This is a genomic window from Methanotorris formicicus Mc-S-70, from assembly GCF_000243455.1.
GTDB lineage: Archaea > AGJL01 > Methanococci > Methanococcales > Methanococcaceae > Methanotorris > Methanotorris formicicus.
Genome location: NZ_AGJL01000034.1, coordinates 1 through 19657, shown reverse-complemented (window position 1 = coordinate 19657; position 19657 = coordinate 1). Strand labels below are relative to the sequence as shown.

Genomic DNA, 19657 nt, shown 5'->3' with positions numbered 1-19657 from the left:
AAACTGCATAGAATATTTGATACAAATATGGACTATCATTTTAAAGTGGCTAAAGAGTGTAGTAAGGAACTAATAAAGAAAGGAATATCGTAATCACACTGTTAATCTTGAATTAAATGTATTTCTCTTTGTTGATATTCTTTAATATTGCCCTTCTGGCTGTCTATACGTTTAACTAATATATATTTTACTACGGTAGTTCCCATCAAATAGATAAATATATAACTATATGATTATAGATTACTACAAAAAAATAGTTGGAGGTAATAACATCGTAGATAAATCTAAAAATTCCGAGAATTAAGCGTTTAATAAATCTTATGCGAGCTAAGTTTTACCTAATAGTCGTCAAATACAAATCGCCATACACACGCAGAGAGAAAATATCTCTCTTAGACTTAATAATCTTTTCGGTTCTTTGTATGATATACTTCGGTGGATGTATAAAAAGGGGTATGAATTTTTAATCGAAGGGTTGGGATTGTTTCCGAAAATAAGATATAACAAGATTGTTGAACGAATAAATAGATATGAACAACTTTTATTCGAGATTCAAAGGACTTTCCTAAACAAAAATTGTTTATTATTCATAGATACAATCCCAATTGAAACGAAAAAATCCGTAAGGAAGGGAAGACATGAAAAAATTGGATACTCGGAACTTATTAAAAAAACGGCAGTGTTGGATATAACCCATCGAAAAGACTGTGGTATTATGGATACAAAGCAACTTATATTACCGATGGGTTGTATCTAATGTTGATATCCATAAATCCTGCAAATCAGCATGATTTGGACATTCTAAAAGAAAATTTTAGAGGGTTTGTTCGGGAATTTATGAACTGCAGTATAATCGGAGACAAAGGATATATAGATAAGGGCTTCGAAAACTTATTAAGGCAGGGGAAAGTTTATTTCGAAGCGATAAAAGAAATTAGGCAAACTCTTCGAGTTTGCTACTCGCTTGCTACCGCAAGCGAAAACATGATTAAATCGTTTATAGAGAGAACAAAGTATAAAATATTGAATAAGTTGAGAAAAAGCATTGAGACCAACTTCTCAAAGTTAGTTGCGATGTTTTCTAAGCATATTCACGCTGTAAGCAAGAAAGGGCTGAGTGTTAAGCTCTTACTCTTCACAATCGCTTATAATCTTAAAGTGTTAGATGAAGTTAATTCAATTAAATAAATATTTAAATTTGTGATGGGAATTACGGTAAGTTCAAATAGAAAAAAGCCAGTCCTACTTTTAAAACCACACGGCTCGTTAAATTGGTTGTATTGCCCAACATGCAATAGTATGGAATTAACACCAAAAAGAAAAGGAAGTATTGAGGCATTTTACAAAAATAAAATATGCAAAGAATGTGAAACACCAATGGAGCCGGTTATTATCCCACCAACATTTTATAAAGATATGAGTAATCCGTTTATTCAACAAATTTATTTAAAATGTTATGAAGTTCTAAGAAATGCAGAGAGGATTTTTATATGTGGATATTCGTTTCCTGATGCTGATATGCACCTAAAATATTTGTTAAAAAGAGCAGAAATTTTCAAAGGAGATACACCAGAAATATATGTGATAAACCACCATAAAGATAAAAAATCATCAGAAGATAGGAACAGAATTGAAAGATTTTTCAAAAATAAAGATAAAGTAATCTATACAAACTTATCATTTCAAAAATTTGCAGTAGAAATAGGAATAAAGGAGTTAGTTAATAATAAAGATAAATATACCCTTAAATTTGGTGGTTAATTTGCTTTCTGTTTTTTATCTTTTGAAGGAAAAGTTAGTATTATAAAATTTTGGCGTTAAGTTTGCTTTTTAATACCCAAGACCATAATTTTTATTCATCATCCTCCCTATCCATCCTTTTATTCTGCTTCAAACTTCTCCAAAGAAAGTATATTGAACCTCCCCACAATATAGTAGCCCCAATTATAAACATGATTATAGCAGAAAGTGGCATAATTTCACCTAATTATCTCAATTTTTCTTTTCCAAGGTATCTTAGAAAGTATAAACGCCAATATAAACGCTATTGGAATTATTAAAACTGCAAAGCCCAAATATTTCCATGAATAACCTCCATACGGCTCATTTATTAAACTAACTATATCAAGTGATATTATGGTTAATAAAACCAGTGGTGCTAAAATTCCAGCAAGATACTTCCACCAAGAGCCTATTTTTATTTCCGACAATCTGTTTACATAATTCAATATCCTCTCTCCCCCAAAAATCCACACAACCACTATAACCTCCAAAACCCCAGATATTGGTAATAAGTAACCTGATGCAAAGTGATCTACCATATCAAGGTAATACAAACCACCTTTTGTGGCATATATTGAACTTCCAAGTAATCCCAAAACTGTAACAAGTGTTAGTGCTTTTTTCCTCCCAACATCAAATTTATCCATTATCGCAGAAACTAATGCCTCAATAAGGGAAACTGAAGATGATATACCTGCAATAACCAATGCAAAGAAGAACACCACTCCCATAAGAACACTACCTACTGGCAATAGAGATATTGCCTTTGGAAATGTTACAAATGCCAATGCAATACCTTGTGAGACCACTTCATCCAATGGCATCCCTGTTGCATAAGCCATATACCCAAGGGTTCCAAATACGGCAAAACCAGCCAAGAATGAAAATCCACAATTTAATAGAGATATTGTAAATGCACTTGTTGTTATATCACTTTTTTTAGGGAGATAACTTGCATAGGCAATCATTATCCCAAATCCAAGACTCAAACTGAAGAATATCTGTGAAAAAGCATTTATCCATATTTCGGGATCTTTCAATACTGCAAAATTTGGCGTTAAATACCAACTTACTCCTTCCAATCCACCGGGTAGTGTTATGCCCCTAAACACCAAAATTAATACAAGTATAAACAATAAAGGTATGGATATCTTGTTTGCCTTCTCAAGACCCTTCTTGACTCCACAATTTACTATAAAGAAGTTTATTGCCCAAATTGCTATAACCGATACCAATACCCCCCAAACAAACCCACCAATCTCTCCAACACTACTTGAAATATTAAGGACATCATTAAAGAAGAAGTTATTTGGGTCATTTGGTAAACCGAAGGCAATTATATTTAATAAATAGTATAAACTCCAAGCAATTATCACATTGTAGTATGTAGTTATGACAAAACCCGCAATAACCGCAATCCAACCCACCCACTCGCTTTTTTCATGTATCTTTCTAAATGCCAGTGGAGCAGAGCCTTTTGTTAGATGCCCTAAGGCAAGTTCAAGTATCATAAGTGAGATACCAACACAAAACAATGCCACAAAGTAAGGGATTAAAAATGCCCCCCCTCCATTTGTATAAACCATATAACCAAATCTCCAAATATTTCCTAAGCCTATTGCTGAACCTACGGCAGCAAGTATAAAACCCAATTTGGAACCCCACTGTTCTCTTAACTTCAAAATATCACCTATGGTATAATTAGAAATAGCAAAATATTTAAAAAAGTATAATAAATGTCAATTACATGAATTATTATAATTGTTATGTTATATAAATATTCGAGGGATAATTATGAAAAATACATTCAAACTGCTAATTATTTCAGTATTATTTACCCTAATGATGCAGAGTTTTGCAATATCCATAACTGCACCAGCAGTTGCACAGACGGATTATGGCTACAAAGGAGTTCCAGTAAATATTGAGGTTATCGTAACAAAGGGAGATGGGCATGTTTTTATGGATACTATGCCTTTAACCCAGTTGGATATGCAAGGTTCTGCAAGAATTGCAAGTAAAGTAGCATTTGACATTGCTGGAAAGAATGTGAAGGATTACAATGTCTATTATATAGTTAGATCTGATGTGCCAATAGTTGGAGGACCTTCTGCTGGGGCAACTTTATGTGTTGCAACAATTGCTGAATTGAACAATTGGAGTTTGAATAAAAACGTCATGATGACTGGAATGATAAACCCTGATGGGAGTATAGGTCCAGTTGGTGGGATTTTAGAGAAAATTGAGGCAGCAAAAGAATGTGGATGCAATTATTTCTTGATTCCTAAAGGGGAAAGATATGTTAATCGTGATGGCAAAACTGTTGATGCTGTAGAGTTTGGTAAAAAATTGGGAATTAATGTTATTGAGATAGAGAGTATATACGATGCCCTCTACTACTTCACAAATCACAAACTAAAAAAGAAAACATACAGTCCAAACCCAATTATTGAAGAGAAGTACACAAAATCCATGAGGGTACTTGCAACAGACATACTAAAAAAATCAAAAGAGAAATACGCAGAGGTTGAAGAAAAATTAAAAAACAACTATTTCGGATATGAATACCAAAATTCTTTGGAAAATGAATTGAAAGAAGCAGAAGATTTAATAAAAAAGGAAGATAGTCAATATATGGACGGGAAATATTACGCATCAACATGTAGTGGATTCAATGCAATCATAAAACTTGAAACCATAGATGCTACGATCGATTATTTTAATGGAGAAGATGTAAAAAAATACCTACTGAACATTCAAAATGACTTGGAACATAAAAAAGAAATCATAAACAGCCATAAAATAACAAAAAATAATATAGAATTTGTAATTGCAGCAAAGAATAGAATATTTGAAGGTGAAAACTTCCTCGATAGTGCTTGGAAAAGTTACTATAGCAATTCTCCAATTGAAGCAATAAAATATGGGGCTTATGCTAAATGTAGGGGAGAAAGTGCTATATGGTGGTTAAATTTAAGTCCAGATAATGGTGGAGAAACCATAGATACTCAAAAACTTAAACAACTCTCCCAAGAGTATCTTGACAATGCGGAAACCATTGTTCTGTATTCTTCAATGGTTATGCCATCACCACTTGTAGATGAAGGAGATAAAAAACTAAATTATGCAAAAAAGGCATACAACGAAAGGGATTATTTATTAACAATTTCAAACAGTATTGATGCATCAGTTTTGGCAACAACATCATTGGAGTTTATGAACGACTACAACTACCTAAGAAACCTTGCAAGGGAAAAGATAAACATTGCAGAGAGTTATGGAATACTACCAATGTCTGCTTTGGGGTATTATGAATATGCTGAAAGTTTAAATGATACAATCTCAAAGATTATGTATTACAAATACGCCACATCCTATGCTCAAATGGATATTGATATATTGAAGGCGATAAGTTACATAAGTATGGATGAAACAGAAAATACAACTAGTTACTACAACAATAGTAACCATAATAAAGAAAAGCCACAATTTGAAAAAACAGAGCCAATAAACACATTAAATGTAAAAAATACATTTATAAATATAACCTACTTGGTTGTTGGGTTGATTTGCGGATTGTTTGGTGGATACTACTTGAGAAATAAATAATTATTTAAATTTCAATTACTGGGAAGGTGAAACATATGGAACCCTACTGCAAAATAAACGACATAATCAAAGAAGCAATAAAGGACATAAATTTTCCAGAAAGCATTAAGATATTTGATACAACTTTGAGAGATGGAGAACAAACACCAGGGGTTTCTCTAACTCCTGATGAGAAGGTTGAGATTGCTATAGCATTAAACAATATTGGCGTTGATGTTATAGAGGCAGGGTTTCCAGTATCCTCTACTGGAGAGATGGAGGCAGTTAAGAAAATAACCTCTCTCAACTTAGACGCAGAGATTTGTGGGCTTGCAAGGGCAGTAAAAAAAGATATTGATGTATCTATTGATTGTGGAGTCGATAGGATACACACATTTATAGCAACATCTCCATTGCATAGGAAGTATAAGTTAAAGATGGATAAGGAAGAGGTTATAAACAGGGCAGTTGAGGCAATAGAATACATAAAAAGCCATGGCATTAAGGTTGAGTTTTCAAGTGAGGATGCAACAAGAACTGAAATCGATTATCTAATTGAGGTTTATAAAAATGCGGTTGATGCTGGGGCAGATGTTATAAATGTCCCAGATACGGTTGGAGTTATGATACCAAAGGCAATGGAGTATTTAATAAAGGAGGTTAAAAAAGAGATGGATGTTCCAATTTCAGTGCACTGTCACAACGATTTTGGACTTGCAGTTGCTAACTCCATAGCGGCAGTTGAAGGTGGAGCAGAGCAGATACATTGCACTGTAAATGGGATTGGAGAGAGGGCGGGAAATGCATCCTTAGAAGAGGTCGTTATGATTTTAAAGAGTATATACGGCATAAACACAAAAATAAAAACTGAAAAACTAACCAATTTATCAAGATTGGTATCAAAATTAACTGGTATAAAAGTTCAACCAAACAAGGCTGTCGTTGGAGAAAATGCCTTTGCTCATGAGAGTGGAATACATGCTCATGGGGTTTTAGAGCATGCTTTAACCTATGAACCAATTCCACCTGAACTTGTTGGGCAGAAGAGGAAAATCATCCTTGGAAAACACACCGGTGCTCATGCAATAAAGGCAAAACTTAAAGAACTCGGTATTGAAGTTGGAAAAAACGTTACAGAGGAGCAATTTAAAGAAATCATAAATAGAATAAAATCACTTGGAGATAAAGGTAAGAGGATTACTGATGCCGATGTTGAGGCAATTATAGAGGATGTTACAAAAAGGACATTAAAATCAGAGAGGATCGTGGACTTAGAGCAAATTGCAGTAATGACAGGAAATAGAATAATCCCAACAGCATCAGTTGCTTTAAGAATAAATAAGGATGTTAAGAAGAGATCTGCCATTGGTGTAGGTCCAGTTGATGCAGCAGTTAAGGCAATCCAGTCAGTTATTGGGGAAAAGATAAAGTTGAAGGAATACCACATAAATGCCATAACTGGAGGTACTGATGCGTTAGCAGAGGTTATCGTTACATTGGAAGGTTATGGAAAGGAAGTGACAACAAAAGCAGCAAGAGAAGACATTGTCAGAGCATCTGTTGAGGCAGTAATTGAGGGTATTAATAGGATATTAATGACTCATAAAAAATAATGTTATTGTATCCTGAAATTATTTCGCCATAATTTTTCATACGCTAATCACCTCCTTATCACACTCTACACCGTAATAAACTTCATAAGGAGTTTTAAAATTAAGAGAACGATGTGGTTTTACTCGATTATGCCAATCTACGAACTTTTCTAAACTATTGAACATATATAACGATATTCAACTTCTCTATTTATCCTTTTAACTTTTCCTATTGTTTGGGGATGTCTAACAGAGGTCCTTATATGCAAAATTCCATTTTCTAATAAGAATTTTTGGAATTTAGATACTCCTCCTCTTGCAGGGGCGAATTGAGTTCCATTATCGGTTAATATCTTTTTAGATTCCCCATACTTTTTAAAGCAGAAATTACAACGTCTGATGTCGCTTCTTCATACAACTTAGCATGTAAGATATATCTACTATGGTCGATTTATAATTATTATGTGCGAAATAATTTCGGGATACCACAGATTTTAGTCGATGGTGGAGATGGTTTGTTTGAAATCTTAGTCCATTAAAACAAGGATGGAACTAATTTAAGTTCAATCCACTTTTCTCAAATGAATGCAATCCCCAACATCAACAATCTCCAATTTCTCATCCGTTTGCAATATAATGCCTTCATAAGTAATATTAACAACACGGCCAAGAATCTCCCTGTTTGGAGTTATTATTTTTACATACTCATCTAATGTCAAAGAATTTTCCTTATATTCCCTCAAAATATCCTCTGGATTTAAATTAATTAAATAACTCTCAAAAATCTCCAAAAATGTTTTTAAAATTTCCATTTTATTGAATTCTTTTCCTTCAACTTCTTTTAACGATGTTGCAATATCTTTTATCTCTTCTCTAATTTTATTGTTCACATTAATCCCAATCCCAAGAACCATAAAACCACGTTCCACATTAACCTCACTCAAAATTCCGCAGATTTTTTTGTTATTAACTATTATATCGTTAGGCCATTTTATACCAAATGCCTTATTTGAGTAGTTCCTTAAAGTTTTAACTACACAGAGTGACGCTAAAAAATTCAAAACTGGGAATCTATCCACATCAGATTCCAAAACAATTGAAAAATATAACCCTCCAAAATCAGAAAACCATGCCCTATCCAACCTCCCCTTTCCAAACGTTTGTTCATCTGCAACCACTACAATATTTCTCTCCCCCTCCTTTGCAAGTTTATACGCATAGATGTTTGTAGAATCTATCCTATCCAAATGGATAATTTCAAACTTCATTTTCCCCCACTTTAAAATTCTCAATTGCATTTAAAAATAAATGGTTTATTGAAACCTTCCTAACAATTTCAGGGGAAATGTAAATTTCATCCCTAATACCTTTCTTCAATTTCCCAACAACCAAAACAATATCTCCAACATCAAACTTCTCAAGGTATTTTGCCATTCCTCTAAACCCAACAACCCTAATATCTCCAGTAAAATCATCAACAGTGATTGAACAAACTTCCTTTACCTTATTTTCATACTTAGATATCACAACCCCATAAACAGCAACCCTTGAAACTTTACCATAAATCGGATGCTCTAAATAGTTACTCTCCCACCTTCCTTCTGTTACAACATAATTTCCCTCACTTATTGCCTTTAATGGAATCCTTTTGGCAGTTAATCTCATAAAACCACCTTAAGTTTTATTTATATTCTTAATTATCTCTTCAAACTCCATCAACAACTCTTCCTCTGCATCATCCACAGGAACAACATCCCCTAAAATTACCAAACCCTTTGGCGTGAGTTTTGTTGTCCCAAAAACCAAAACTTTACCATTTATATTCAATTGGGCATCGGAATCTTTTCTTAAAGATACCAAAATCTCCCCACTCCCATCTTCAACCATTATCTTCTCCCCAATATCTTTAATTTTCCCAATTATGGCAACTTTTTCATCAATATCTTTTATCTCACCAATTTTTTTCAATCTATACATAAGACCACCAAGTTACTATTCTTTTTTCCTTTTAAATTCCTCAATTGGATTTGTCACTTCCCAATACCTTGCTTTAAATACTGGAGATTGTAGATAATCATCAAACGCCACAATTCCTCTAACAACAACATCCATGCCAAGAAGTTTATCATTTAAATACTTCTCTAAATCCTCTCCTTCAATAACCAACCTCTTCAACTCATCAAAATCCATCGCATTGGTGTTGTCATTCAAAACAACCTTTATGTTCCCAGAGCCGTCATCAACTGTCACATTGCACAAAAATATCCATCTTAAATCCTCACTTTCCTCATCAACCTTATTTCCACAGCCACATATAGCATAACCCTTCTTTAAAACCATCTTCTTATTGCACTTTTCACACACTGGGAAATAAGGCTCAGAACTGTGTATTGCAACAATAATACCCCTTATCTCTGCACCATCCCCTTCCTTTAACTTATCTATTTTCTTTCTCTCAAATGAAAACTTCCTCTCATTAACCATCCTTATAAGTTCTTCAATTGGGGGCAAATCTGACTTAACTTTAACAATATCTCCCTCTCTAATGGATAGATGAATCCTGTCCTTGTATATCTTTGGTGCATAGGCGTTCTTTATTAAGATGCCATTTCCTTCCTTCAAATTCTTAGTTTTAATTAATTCAATATCCTCGTTCCATAAAGATAATAGAGCCCTTCTTGTTCCATCGTTTAAGAGAATATTAACTACCCTATTTCCATTAACCTCCTTCACATCAAAAATCCTCTCAATTCTTGCAACAGTATTAATTTCAATCATCCTCTCTAAAACATCCTCTAATGGAATAACATCTACATCAATCTCATCTAATTCAACGTCCCCCATTTCCTCTTTCTCTTCATCTTCCTTTTCTTCTTTCCCTTCATTTTCATCTTTTAATTTCTTAAATATTAACAAAGTTGCTGCTTCCTTGTTTAACAACCCACCATACTCTTTAACTTTTTTGTCAATTAATTCATCAAGTTCTTTTTCTGAAATTTTTAATTTGTCCATTATCTCTTTTCTTACACTTTCCAAATCTACCATAATTCCACCGCATTATTGGAAAACCATAACCTTTAATTTTTATATTTCCTAATCTATGACATACAAACATTTATAACAGTTCATCCAAATCATCTATTCTTGAAAATACATTTATAGTCCATTATTTATATTTGTTTATATATAGTCGTTCTGCGAATGAGGTTATAAGTTTGAGGTTGTTAAATAATATCCAATTGTAGAGCGAATGTACTCAAGGATGTGATATGATGATAGGAACTCCTCTTTTAGATGGTGCAACAAAGATTCTTCTTTTAGGGAGTGGAGAATTAGGGAAAGAAGTTGTTATTGAGGCACAAAGATTAGGAGTTGAATGCATAGCGGTAGACAGATACCAAAATGCCCCGGCAATGCAAGTTGCTCATAAAAGTTATGTTATTGACATGAAGGATGGGGATGCATTGAGGGCAATAATTGAGAGAGAAAATCCTGACTACATTGTTCCTGAAATTGAGGCAATAAACACAGATACATTAATAGAAGTAGAAAAAGAAGGTTATAAAGTAGTTCCTACTGCAAAGGCAACAAAACTCACCATGGATAGGGAAGGAATAAGGAGATTGGCGGCAGAGGAGTTAAAATTAAAAACTGCAAAATATGAATTTGCAACATCATTGGAAGGGTTAAAAGAGGCGGTAGAAAAAATAGGCATTCCATGTGTTGTAAAGCCAATTATGTCATCCTCTGGAAAGGGACAGAGTATTATTAAATCCAAAGAAGATATTGAAAAGGCATGGGAAATTGCACAAAAAGGCGCAAGAGGATTGGCAAATAAGGTCATTGTTGAGGAATTTATCAAATTTGATTATGAGATAACCCTTTTAACTGCAAGAACTGTTGAAGGGACAAAGTTCTGTGAGCCAATTGGACACATCCAAATAGATGGGGATTACCACGAAAGTTGGCAACCACATCCAATGAGTGAAGAACTTAAAAAGGACGCCCAAGATATGGCAAAAAAAATTACCGATGCATTGGGAGGTTATGGAATATTTGGTGTTGAGTTGTTTGTTAGGGGAGATGAGGTAATATTCAGTGAGGTTTCCCCAAGACCACACGATACAGGAATGGTTACCATGGTCACACAAGAGATGAGCGAATTTGAAATCCATGTTAGAGCAATTTTAGGACTCCCTGTCTCAACAAAGTTAATATCTTGCGGAGCAAGCCATGTAATAAAATCAAATATATATAAGTGGAATCCAAATTATGACATAAGTGAGGCATTGAAGGTTCCAAACACAAAGGTAAGGTTGTTTGGAAAGCCAGTTGCTACAATTGGAAGAAGACTGGGAGTCGCTCTTGCAACATCTGATAGCATTGAAGAAGCAAGAAAAAATGCTGAAAAGTGTGCCCACGCTGTAAAGATTAAATAATAAAAATCTCATATTTATTATTTTTTAATACTTGATGCAAGTATTGGTATGTTTGGATTTTCGAGTTTTCTAATGTAATATATGGTGAGGCGATGAAGTTTAGGGCATTAACAAAAAAGGAGATAGGGATTATTAAACATGAACTTAAAAGATTTGTGAGTGAAGAGTATTTAAAAACCTTCCCATTTGAAAATTTATACGCGTTAGTTGGTAACTGGGTTAATGTTATGTACACTACAAAAGAAATTATAGAGAATTTAAAGAACTTTGATGATGTGTATAGTTTTGGCATAATGTTTGGAGAATTTTCAAGGAAGAATAAAAACAGATTTTTACTATCTTTGGAAGGGATGTCTCTAATTGCCAGTGGGATTTGTAAAAACTATGCTATTGTAAATGAAAAAGGAGAAACGATGTTTTTGTATGGTAGGGATATTTTTAAGTCATCAATTTTAGAGGTTCATGGTAAGGGTAAAGTTGCGGTTTTTAACAAATATAGGGATTTTTTAGGAATTGGAAAATTTGATGGAAAGATGATTAAAAATATTAAAGATAAGGGATGGTATTTAAGAGAAGGAGGATAAATGTTTTAAAATTAAATTTATTTATATCGTTTATATTATAGATTATAGTTATTCTGCAGTTAATGATATTTAACTTCAAATTAATGCCTCTTTCAAAGAACAACCATAATTTCATCAATTAATTACAGAAAGGTAAAACAGAGTACATTTTAGGTGAAATGTTATGCATGCAAAAGAAATGGCGAGTAAAATACTACAAGATATTTACAAAAATTTAGACGAATATTCCAAAGATTTGATTAGAGCGGATTTAGTGGACGTTGAATTTAAAGGATTTTACATGAGGACTTCAAACAAAGAAAAAATATTCATTAGAGATTTGGAAGATTACGAAAATTTACCAGATGTTGAAGTGGAAGATAGGAGATATAGGTTAAAAAGGGTTAATTTAAAGCATGTTGATGATGGATTGATGATTATTCACCTATCTTCAAGAAAGGCAAACTCGTATGACTTTGAGGTTGACGAAACCTATGAGGTCGTATATCCAACAAGTGACGTAACTTACGAACATAGGGAGAGAATCTTAAAATGGATGGATTTGGATGATGAGGATTTGGATATTCTAATTTCTGAATTTGATACAAGGGTTGAAGATTTGTTAACCAGCATATTAGTAAATAGTAAAATAAAAAAGGAGGTTCTGGTTTATATAGATGTTTTTATGGATTTGGAAAATATTAAAAACTACATAGAGAGCGATGAGGAAAGAATAATACTGTGGCTCCATCCAATGTATTTGTTTTCAGAAGATGATGTTTTAAAGGGAATTATAACTTATGAGTTATCAAGATATGACAAAAGTTTATTGGAGATTTATTATAAAGATGTCATCGAATACTGTAAGGAATACAAAAAATTGTGCAACAAAAATTTAAGAGTCCTGGAAAAAATAAAAAACATAGCAATCGAAAGAAACGACACCAAAAGCATAGAAATTATTAAAGAAATCCAAGAATAATAATTTTGTTATTTAACTGCAATTCAATAAAAATATTAAAATAGGTGATTATAATCCCACAAACATTAATTTTAAATAACTTTATTCTTTCTTTAAATTTAAATTAGGATTTTTAACTCTTAAATTTGTTTTTGTTCAACTTCTAATACACACCCTAACTTTGCTATTGGGCAATCTTATTTTTATTCACAATAACCTAATAGCAAAGACAAAAAACCTTTATGCATGTGATAAAATGGATAAAGGTAAAAAACTTTTAGAAACCAGACAAAAACCATTTGACACACTAAAAAAAGAGATTAGAATTGGCATTTTATCAATTTTTGGCTTACTAATCTTAATAACAATAATTGAATTTATTACCAACAGACATATTTTTTACACATTTTCAGTAATTATTATGTATATGTTTTTGTTTTTTATCCCAAGAAAATATACATTTTATGAAAAGGGGATTTCTATTGGAACTAAATTTATTAGTTGGGATGATGTTGAGGGCGTTGAATATTATAAAGACATGGTTAAAATAAGAACTAAAGTTAGAGATGGGATTATTAAAATTAGAACGGAAATAAATCTTATTGATAGGGACGGCAGAGTTAAAGAAATAATTAAAAATTGTGTAAATCCCAACCAATAAAAATAATATCAACAACAGATTTCTGGTGAAAAAATGGACAGTATAGAGGAGTTGGAGAAAAAACTCACTCAAAAGGGAGAGGTTTCAATTGTTGGATGCGGTAGGTTGGGGGTTAGGGTGGCATTTGATTTGTTAGAGGTACATAGGGGAGGGCCTAAAAAAGTATATCTCTTCGATAATGCAAAGATAGATAAAAATGACATCATCCATAGGAAATTGGGAGGGAAAATTGGAGAGTATAAGGTTAAGTTTGTTGAGAGGTTTTTTGGCGAAAGGGTTGAGGGGGTTGTTGAGAATATCAACGAGAACAACCTACACCTACTAAGTGGAGATGTTATAATAATCTGCATTGCTGGAGGAGACACGATACCAACAACAAGGGCAATAATAGAACATGCGAAAAAACACGGCATGAAAACTATTGGAACCAATGGAGTTTTTGGAATTGAAGAAAATATAAAAATTTGTGATGCAAAATATGCAAAAGGCCCAGCACAATTTTTAAATTTAAAGGAAGAGGGACACATTGTTGTGGGCACTGGAAAGTTTATTAAAGATTTTGAGCCAATAACCCCATACACATTAGACGAGATGACAAAAAAGATGGTTATTGAGTGCTTGAAGATATTGAATAAAATTGAATAAATTTTTTTCTATTTTTTAACTTTATATTTTTTGATGTTATTTTTTAAGGTGGGAGTATGAAAATTAGGCAAAAGCCAGAGGATTTTATTGTTGAAGAGATTATCGATTTGGATAAAACGATTAATGAGGGTGGCGAATGCTATTTATACAAACTAACAAAAAGAAACATAGAAAACCTAAAAGCACTCTCATACATTGCTAAAAAATTCAAAATCCCACTAAAAGAGATAGGATATTGTGGTTTGAAGGATAGATATGCCATAACTACCCAATACATAACAATTCCAAAAAAAATGGAATTTTAAAGTTGAATGAGAAAAATTTAAAGTTAGAATATGTAAACTCCTCAAACCCACTAAAAATTGGAGATTTAATTGGAAATAAATTTACCATTACAGTTAGAGATATAAAACCAGAGGATTTTTTAAAAATTTCAGGGAATATAGGGGCATTGGATTATGGAGTACCAAATTACTTTGACAGTCAAAGGTTTGGGAGTGTATTCGATAGAAAATTCATAGCAAAGGAAATCATACTTGGAAACTACGAAGAGGCATTGAAAATCTTACTCACAAAATACAAAAAAAGTGAGAAAAAAACGATTAAGGATTTAAAAAGATACATAAATAAAAATTGGGGAAATTGGGAAAAATGTGCTAAATACATTGAAAAGAACGACATTAAAAGCAGGATGTTCGTAAATATCATAGATGCCTTAAACAGTGGAAAAAGTTACAAAGAAGTATTTAAATATATCGATGAAAGGCTGAGAAAAATCTTCGTCTCTGCATATCAGAGTTACCTTTGGAACGAATGCATTAAGGAAGTTTTAAAGGATTATATTGGAAAAGATAGATATTACTTAGAGTACGAATGTGGAGAATTTATGTTTTATAAAGAATTGGATGAAAACATTTTTAATACACTAAAGGATGCAAAATTTCCAACAATTGCACCAGATGTTGAATATAAAGGAAGAATCAAAGAAATTATTGATAATGTGTTAGAAAATGAGGGAATTGAGTTGAGAAATCTAGAAAATATTAATTACCTTGATTGTAAATTCCCATACAATGAGAGAAAAATCTTATGCATCCCAAAGAATTTCAAAACAAGTGGATTTAAACCGGATGAATTAAACAACGGAAAATATAAGATTACTTTAGAATTTGAACTAAACAAGGGAAGTTATGCAACCATGGTTATAAAAAGAGTATTTTTAGGCGTAAAAAAGAGTAAAAAAAGAAAAAGATAAAATTTACTCATTATTTTTCAACTTCTCAACTACCATTTCAGCACATTTCTTTCCAGATAAATACATTCCTCCGAAGATTGCTCCCATTCTGTTTCCACCGTAGGTTGCATTTGCAGCCATTCCACAAACGAACAATCCTGGATAAACCTCTCTCGTATTTCTCAACAGAGCGTTTTCTCCCTTCTCAGCCCACATTGATTTTTCTCCTGGAACCTCTAATCCCAACTCTGGATTCTTCCTTGAGAGGGTTGTTGCTACTGATGCATCGTGCCCTGTAGCGTCAACGACATACTTGGCGGTTATGGTTATTGGATCGATGTGTAAGCCTGCTTTTTCTATCGCATAACTGTTGATAACAACTCCTGCAACCCTATTCTCTCTTAAAATTAAATCCTCAACGACAATTCCAGTTAGTATTTTTGCTCCTGCGTCTATCGACCCAACTGCTAACTTAGCAGGAACCTCAACAGAATCTGCAGTATATAATCCCTCTTCACCATCAACCTTCTCCAACTTAATACCAACTTCTCTCAAAATCTCATCTGCCGGTTCTTCAACAACTATGTAGGGGAAGCCCATTCCTCCACCCCAAGTTCCACCACCAAAGGCTAAGTGCCTCTCTAAGACAACAACCTTATAGCCTTTCTTTGCAATATATCTCGCTGCTGTTAATCCACTAGGTCCTCCTCCGACTATGGCAACATCAACATCAATAATATCCATCCACATGTTAAACGCTGATTTTAAAATTGCCTTAGTTGTTGTATATTCATCTGCCTTCAATCTTAAATCCATCTCTACCACCCATGTATTTTTATCAGCAATTAATAATTTTAAGGTAAATTAACATTTATAGTATAAAAAATTATAGGTAGTATTATTAACACTTTAACCAAGATATATAATCTCTTTTTATTTTTTCTGGATTTTCTTTTGCATCAATTCGCAGAAGTCTTTTCCATAGGCAATTGTATTTTCCCAGGAACCGTTGCGGTGGAATTCAAACTCTGGAAATGCCTTTGAGAAAAACACCTTATCAATCTCACAGAACAATTTAGTTAATTCAGGAATCCCCACCCCTGTGAAGAAATCGTGAAATATGCATTCCTTAATAATGAAGTGGCGTTTAACAAATTCTGATGCTTCATTATCCATTTTTGCCCATTGAGTTCTGTTGAATATTATTTTTTTCTTAAGTAAGGATTTAATCAAAAATACAAACCAGAAAAATCCAAGTTCTTTACTTAAAACGGATTTTATGATTTTTAGTTCCATTAATCCCATGTTCTCCCAGTTGCTTTTTTTCTGATTTTTGTTTTAGGAAAATACTACAACTTTCTCTACTCGGACAGTTTGAGCATGCCATTTTAATCAAGATACTAAGACCCTTATCAATCCATTTTTTATACATAATTTCACCTTTTTTAACATCTAACCATTATACAAATCCACCCAAATCTTTTCTGCCTTTCCTTTTCCAATAACTACAGATTCGTCCCCCACTTTTAAAAATATCATTTCTCCATTTGATTTACATTCAAATGACCCTTCTGAAACTGAAATCTTTTCTATTTCCTTACCAACAATATCCTCCCCTAATTTTTCTTTTATCTTTTTTAGAAATTCCTCTCCCCCAATATATCCACATATTTTTCCTTTTTTAGATAGAGATGTTGCTTGAATAATTTTTCCACCCTCATCCACTAAAATCTTTGCAGATTCCCCGCTACAAAGTTTAATCTCATTATCATCAACTTTGAATGTGTAGAGTTTTTCATTTTCATATCCTTTTATCTCCACCTTTACGCCATTATATATCCCTAACTTCTCAAGTGCATGTATTGAACTTTTATTTAACTCATCTACATTCACAACCCCCTCACCCACTTCAAAATCAATCAATAACTTATCTCCAACATATATTTTTGATGCAATACCTCTTGGAATTAAAATATCTCCCCCCCCAACGCTTACAACCAAAGGTTTATACCCGTAGTCAGCCCCTCTTGACAAAACTTCAATAACTTTTCCGACTTTAATTCCCTTATCATTTAGTTCTTTTTTTATTTTCTTTCCTCCTTCTATTCTTAAAACTTTTAGTTTGTCTCCTTTTTTAGCATTATTTAATTGAAACTCAGCCATATCTACCACCAATGAATATTTATTTTCATTAAACTATTTAACCATAATTAAATATTTTTACTTAAATTAGAATTTTTCATCATATATAGGTATTTCTGTTTGTGATTATGACACAACAATAAACAAAATATTATTAAATAATCTAAAAGTTAAATAATTCAGAGTTGATAAAATTTGGTTGTTTTATGAATAGTTAGTTCTTTCAAACTTTTTATGTAAGGATATGAGGTTTGGTGGGAATATGATTTCTTCGAATATTGAAGATTACTTAGAAAGAATTTATATCTTTATACAAAAACACAAAAGACCTGTAAAAACTACAGAATTAGCAAGAATATTGCATGTAAATCCATCAGCAATAACGAGCATGGCTAAAAAACTACATTCAGAGGGCTATATAATATATGAGCCATATGTTGGTATTCAACTGACTGAAAAAGGAGAGGAAATTGCCAAAAAAGTTATAAGAAAGCATAGGATAATTGAAGATTTTCTTAAGGAATTTCTTAAACTGGACGAAAAAAAGGCAACTGAAGAGGCATGTAAAATAGAGCATGCAATTTCAGAAGAAACTGTGGAAAAATTATACGATTTTATGATAAAAATTAAAAAGGAAATTAAGGGTTAATGTGTTTCTTTTATTATTTTGCTTAATGTTTTCTTTACATAGAACTCAATTTTTTTGTTTATTTCTTCTTGTAGATCATTTACCCTTTCAAGATTTTCTCTACTTATTTCTATTTCTTCATCTTTGTATGGGGAGTTCTTTAACTTTTTCTTACCCATTAAAGCATCTACGTCTGAAAATGTCCCAAACAACTCCCTTCCAGTAGATAAAATTTCTTTCTCCACAGTTTTCCCTTCCTTTCTTCCAAACATGCTAAAAAGTGGGAATTTTGTTATTGTGTTTGAACCGCTCATTATTAAAGGTCCTATATTTGTTAGTTTATCCACCCATGTTCCGGTTATTATTTTTATCTTTGGGAAATTTAGCCTAACTGATGAAACCCAATTCATATACTCAAGAGTAGTTACTGATGGTTTGTTTTCAAATATAGTTCCTTTTTGAGGGTTTAATGAATAGAATGTTATCCTATCAAGTTCGAGTTCTTCTATTAAATTTAGGAGTTTTTCAATGTCCTCTTCTTTCTCTCCCAATCCCAAGATTATTGTGATTCCTGTCTTTAACCCAAGATCTTTTGCCCTTAAAAGCATATCCTTTATTTTCCCAACTGGCTTGTCTGGGCATATGTAATCATGAAGTTCCTCATTAACTATCTCCACTGCTCCAACAACACCCTCAATAACATCCAAATTTAAACTGTCAAAATCTACAAGTCCAACATTCAAATACTGCTTTGATTTTTGCACATAGGCAACCATTTCAACAATATCATTGATTTCTTTACTTGTATATCCATATCCTCCAGAGATAAATTCCAACTTCCATCCCATTCTTTTCATCAAAATTGCCTCTGCTAAAATTGTCTCCAATCTTCTCCTTGCCTTTAGAGGGTCTTTTATCTTATTTTTTTGAGTTGCCATATAGCAAAACTTACATGGGTTTTTTAGATTACAATACCACCCCAAGAATAGAGCCCTCTCAAGTGAAGTGTAATTTCCGTGGTGCTTTGTTGTTAATTTAAATGCCTTTATTGAGTTCTCTAAGATTTCTTCGGGATTTTGTTGCATACCATCACCATAATCATTACTAAGCAAAGTAAGATGTATTTTAATGAAAATTTTAAAAAGTTTTTTAAAATCTCGGGATTGTTATGTTCTTTGTATTATCATTACCGAATCTGCAATACCAAAAGTTATTTCTTCAGTATCTCCGAATATGCATTAGGTATGCACAACTGAGTATTATCTATTGGTTTATTTGTATATATGTGCATTCGAATTAATTCATTAATTTTGATAACGAATTCTTTTAAATTCATGGTTTTATAATTCGTATTTTTGTTTTTCCATTGCATTGCAACCCATAGATTGTGAATAATCGCTCTAAGTATAAACAAGAATAATC

At 32.7% G+C, this 19657-nt stretch carries 22 protein-coding genes and 2 pseudogenes; 12 read left to right on the top strand and 12 right to left on the bottom strand.

Translation table 11 applies throughout. The annotated features are described in order from the left end of the window. The first annotated feature begins 481 nt into the window (after positions 1-481). The 3 genes from METFODRAFT_RS11535 to METFODRAFT_RS06580 are packed head-to-tail and all read left to right on the top strand — an operon-like array spanning position 482 to position 1761. Entirely contained in the window at positions 482-757 is a 276-nt protein-coding gene (locus METFODRAFT_RS11535) for a hypothetical protein (RefSeq protein ID WP_245528941.1), read from the top strand. Then, a complete protein-coding gene (locus METFODRAFT_RS11530) occupies positions 706-1188 on the top strand; it encodes a transposase (protein ID WP_083820857.1) in 483 nt (160 codons plus the stop codon). The genes METFODRAFT_RS11535 and METFODRAFT_RS11530 overlap by 52 nt, the downstream gene beginning before the upstream one ends. A 15-nt stretch (positions 1189-1203) precedes the next feature. After that, positions 1204-1761, top strand: coding sequence for a hypothetical protein (locus tag METFODRAFT_RS06580; protein ID WP_007044783.1), 558 nt, complete (start codon positions 1204-1206; stop codon positions 1759-1761). A gap of 91 nt (positions 1762-1852) precedes the next feature. Here METFODRAFT_RS06580 and METFODRAFT_RS10685 read toward each other — a convergent pair whose 3' ends face one another. Both METFODRAFT_RS10685 and METFODRAFT_RS06575 read right to left on the bottom strand, forming a co-directional pair. Then, complete coding sequence (locus tag METFODRAFT_RS10685) at positions 1853-1975, bottom strand: MetS family NSS transporter small subunit (protein ID WP_007044782.1); 123 nt, start codon at positions 1973-1975, stop codon at positions 1853-1855. Positions 1976-1979: 4 nt separating this feature from the next. Next, positions 1980-3464 (bottom strand): sodium-dependent transporter, encoded by a 1485-nt coding sequence (locus tag METFODRAFT_RS06575; RefSeq protein WP_007044781.1) that lies wholly within the window; start codon positions 3462-3464, stop codon positions 1980-1982. Positions 3465-3576: 112 nt separating this feature from the next. Here METFODRAFT_RS06575 and METFODRAFT_RS06570 point away from each other — a divergent pair, with 112 nt between their 5' ends. Together METFODRAFT_RS06570 and METFODRAFT_RS06565 are read left to right on the top strand one after the other, a co-directional pair. Further along, entirely contained in the window at positions 3577-5391 is a 1815-nt protein-coding gene (locus METFODRAFT_RS06570) for a S16 family serine protease (protein WP_007044780.1), read from the top strand. A 35-nt stretch (positions 5392-5426) separates the two neighbouring features. After that, the gene (locus METFODRAFT_RS06565) at positions 5427-6983 is read left to right on the top strand and encodes a 2-isopropylmalate synthase (protein WP_007044779.1); all 1557 of its coding nucleotides are present in this window, start codon (positions 5427-5429) and stop codon (positions 6981-6983) included. 36 nt (positions 6984-7019) lie between these two features. Here METFODRAFT_RS06565 and METFODRAFT_RS11960 read toward each other — a convergent pair. From METFODRAFT_RS11960 to METFODRAFT_RS06545, 5 genes and pseudogenes are all read right to left on the bottom strand, one after another. Beyond that, positions 7020-7410: pseudogene (locus METFODRAFT_RS11960) on the bottom strand (IS481 family transposase); the annotation flags it as partial. A gap of 115 nt (positions 7411-7525) precedes the next feature. Next, complete coding sequence (locus METFODRAFT_RS06560; RefSeq protein ID WP_007044778.1) at positions 7526-8230, bottom strand: biotin--[acetyl-CoA-carboxylase] ligase; 705 nt, start codon at positions 8228-8230, stop codon at positions 7526-7528. Continuing rightward, a complete protein-coding gene (locus METFODRAFT_RS06555; protein ID WP_007044777.1) occupies positions 8220-8627 on the bottom strand; it encodes an OB-fold nucleic acid binding domain-containing protein in 408 nt (135 codons plus the stop codon). The genes METFODRAFT_RS06560 and METFODRAFT_RS06555 overlap by 11 nt, the downstream gene beginning before the upstream one ends. 9 nt (positions 8628-8636) lie before the next feature. Then, a complete protein-coding gene (locus tag METFODRAFT_RS06550) occupies positions 8637-8939 on the bottom strand; it encodes a hypothetical protein (RefSeq protein WP_007044776.1) in 303 nt (100 codons plus the stop codon). 15 nt (positions 8940-8954) lie between these two features. After that, a complete protein-coding gene (locus tag METFODRAFT_RS06545) occupies positions 8955-10007 on the bottom strand; it encodes a hypothetical protein (RefSeq protein WP_007044775.1) in 1053 nt (350 codons plus the stop codon). A 227-nt stretch (positions 10008-10234) separates the two neighbouring features. Here METFODRAFT_RS06545 and purT point away from each other — a divergent pair, with 227 nt between their 5' ends. The 6 genes and pseudogenes from purT to truD all read left to right on the top strand — a co-directional run bounded on the left by purT (position 10235) and on the right by truD (position 15486). Then, the gene (gene purT, locus METFODRAFT_RS06540) at positions 10235-11401 is read left to right on the top strand and encodes a formate-dependent phosphoribosylglycinamide formyltransferase (protein ID WP_173361565.1); all 1167 of its coding nucleotides are present in this window, start codon (positions 10235-10237) and stop codon (positions 11399-11401) included. 92 nt (positions 11402-11493) lie between these two features. Further along, on the top strand, positions 11494-11985 hold the full coding sequence (locus METFODRAFT_RS06535) for a PUA domain-containing protein (protein ID WP_007044773.1): 492 nt from the start codon (positions 11494-11496) through the stop codon (positions 11983-11985). 163 nt (positions 11986-12148) lie between these two features. Beyond that, positions 12149-12946, top strand: coding sequence for a hypothetical protein (locus METFODRAFT_RS06530; protein WP_007044772.1), 798 nt, complete (start codon positions 12149-12151; stop codon positions 12944-12946). 235 nt (positions 12947-13181) lie between these two features. After that, positions 13182-13586: a hypothetical protein gene (locus tag METFODRAFT_RS06525; protein WP_007044771.1), complete on the top strand. Its 405-nt coding sequence runs from the start codon at positions 13182-13184 to the stop codon at positions 13584-13586. A gap of 33 nt (positions 13587-13619) precedes the next feature. Beyond that, positions 13620-14231, top strand: a complete 612-nt coding sequence (locus METFODRAFT_RS06520) for a ThiF family adenylyltransferase (protein ID WP_007044770.1) — start codon at positions 13620-13622, stop codon at positions 14229-14231. Positions 14232-14287: 56 nt separating this feature from the next. Beyond that, positions 14288-15486, top strand: a pseudogene (gene truD / locus METFODRAFT_RS06515) (tRNA pseudouridine(13) synthase TruD). 3 nt (positions 15487-15489) lie between these two features. Here truD and METFODRAFT_RS06510 read toward each other — a convergent pair. From METFODRAFT_RS06510 to METFODRAFT_RS06500, 3 genes are all read right to left on the bottom strand, one after another. Further along, positions 15490-16281, bottom strand: a complete 792-nt coding sequence (locus tag METFODRAFT_RS06510) for a sulfide-dependent adenosine diphosphate thiazole synthase (protein WP_007044767.1) — start codon at positions 16279-16281, stop codon at positions 15490-15492. Between the two features lie 117 nt (positions 16282-16398). Further along, positions 16399-16770, bottom strand: a complete 372-nt coding sequence (locus METFODRAFT_RS06505; RefSeq protein ID WP_007044766.1) for an L-2-amino-thiazoline-4-carboxylic acid hydrolase — start codon at positions 16768-16770, stop codon at positions 16399-16401. Between the two features lie 147 nt (positions 16771-16917). Continuing rightward, positions 16918-17628, bottom strand: a complete 711-nt coding sequence (locus tag METFODRAFT_RS06500) for a FeoA family protein (protein WP_007044765.1) — start codon at positions 17626-17628, stop codon at positions 16918-16920. A gap of 241 nt (positions 17629-17869) precedes the next feature. On the opposite strand from METFODRAFT_RS06500, the gene METFODRAFT_RS06495 reads away from it, so the two are divergent. Continuing rightward, positions 17870-18256: a metal-dependent transcriptional regulator gene (locus METFODRAFT_RS06495; RefSeq protein WP_007044764.1), complete on the top strand. Its 387-nt coding sequence runs from the start codon at positions 17870-17872 to the stop codon at positions 18254-18256. Here METFODRAFT_RS06495 and METFODRAFT_RS06490 read toward each other — a convergent pair. Beyond that, positions 18253-19320 (bottom strand): radical SAM protein, encoded by a 1068-nt coding sequence (locus tag METFODRAFT_RS06490; RefSeq protein WP_007044763.1) that lies wholly within the window; start codon positions 19318-19320, stop codon positions 18253-18255. The two genes, METFODRAFT_RS06495 and METFODRAFT_RS06490, sit on opposite strands and share 4 nt — an antisense overlap. A 125-nt stretch (positions 19321-19445) precedes the next feature. Next, the coding region (locus tag METFODRAFT_RS11790) for a hypothetical protein (RefSeq protein WP_007044762.1) at positions 19446-19657 on the bottom strand (212 nt) is incomplete at its 5' end.